Consider the following 1694-nt stretch of genomic DNA (forward strand, 5'->3'; position numbering starts at 1 on the left):
CCGGCGGATTTCAACGGCGCGGTGAACGTCGAGGTGATCGCCTCGGACGGTACGGAGAGCGTGAGCAGCACGTTCGAGCTGACCATCGACCCGGTGAACGATGCATCCGAAATCGATGTATCGGCTCAGACACCAACGGTTCATGTCGAAGCAGTTGACACGGCGCCGGCGGTTCCGACGTTTGTCGCAGATAAGGTTGACGTAATAGATGTGGATGGATTGGACTACGATTCTGGCTCGTTCTCCGCGTCGGTGGTCGGTGGCGACGTCAACGACGTGCTGGATCTTGCTGCCAGTGGGGTAGTCACTGTGTCCGGCGGTGGGGTGAGCGTCAACGGGACCCAGGTCGGATTCGTCAGCGGTCTCGGAAGCGCGAACCTGAGCGTGTTGTTTACGACCGCAGCGCAGGCTGCGGATGTCGAAGCGGTTGTCCAGGCGCTGACATATGCCACGACGGACGATACCCCGCCCGCGTCGCGAGAGATCTCCTTGAACCTTTCTGACGGTGACGGTGCCTCTGGGGTGCAGAAAACGGTCACCGTGACAATCGACGACCAGAACGATACACCAACGCCGGTGGACGACACTTTCGGCGCGTCCGAGGGGTCGTTCGTGTCGACCATCAACCTTCTGACCCGTGGCACACCCGACAGTGATCCTGAAGGCGACACGCTTACCGTTGTCAACATCTCCGACGTTGCCGATGGCTCTGAACCTGCGGGCGATAGTTCTGCGGTAAGTGCGTCTGCGGGCGTCGTGACAACGGACTGGGGCGCAGAAGTCACTCTGCAGCAAAACGGACAGCTATTCTACAACCTGACATCCAGTACGGCGCGGTTCAACGAACTCAAAGCCGGGGAAACGGCCACGGACAGCTTTACCTACGCCGTAAGCGACGGCAACGGCGGGAGTGCAACTGCCACGGTTCAGGTCGAGATCGCCGGCACAAATGACGCCATCATCGCCAACGGTGATGCCATCATGGCAACCGAAGATACAGTTGCCTCGGTGACAGGAAATATCTTGGACAACGACACCGATGTGGATGTCAACGATACGCGGTCCATCGTGAACGTGACCAATTCGGCGACCGCGAGCGCGATTGCAGTGATTGGCGGGTATCAAATCACGACCGTCGACGGGGTCGTCATCCAACTTGCGACCGATGGCAGCTATTCGCTCACTGCGCCCGACAGTCTGGCTGACGGCCAGACCTACACGGCGAGTTTCCAATACACTGTACAGGATGGCGGTTCTTCTTCGTCGGTCGCGACCGTGATCGTCGCGGTCACGGGCGACAATGACGCTCCCGATGCTGCCGCAGTGACTCTTATCGCCTCAGATGAGGACCAGGTCCGGATCATAACCGAAGCCGAGTTGCTTGCAGGAGCAAGCGATCCAGACGCGAATGCCAGCCTGAGCATCACGGACCTGACCCTGACATCGGGCAACGGGCAATTGGTCGACAACTTTGACGGGACTTGGACCTACACGCCGGAACTGAACGACGATAGTTCTGTATCTTTCAGCTACACGGTTTCGGATGGCAGCTTGATAGCGACGGGATCCGCTGGCCTCGACCTTTTGCCCGTGAACGATGCGCCGGTGGTGGACGCGGCCCTGGCGGACCAGTCCTCGGACGAGGACACGGCGTTCTCCTTCACGGTTCCTGCGGGCACCTTCTCGGATGTTGA

1 protein-coding gene is annotated in these 1694 nt (G+C 59.6%); it reads left to right on the forward strand.

All coding sequences use genetic code 11. The annotated features are described in order from the left end of the window. Positions 1–1694: tandem-95 repeat protein (locus ACFORG_RS20250; protein WP_386737387.1), on the forward strand; the 1694-nt coding region annotated here is incomplete at both ends.

It is taken from the genome of Lutimaribacter marinistellae (genome assembly GCF_042648365.1).
GTDB classification, from domain to species: domain Bacteria; phylum Pseudomonadota; class Alphaproteobacteria; order Rhodobacterales; family Rhodobacteraceae; genus Lutimaribacter_A; species Lutimaribacter_A marinistellae.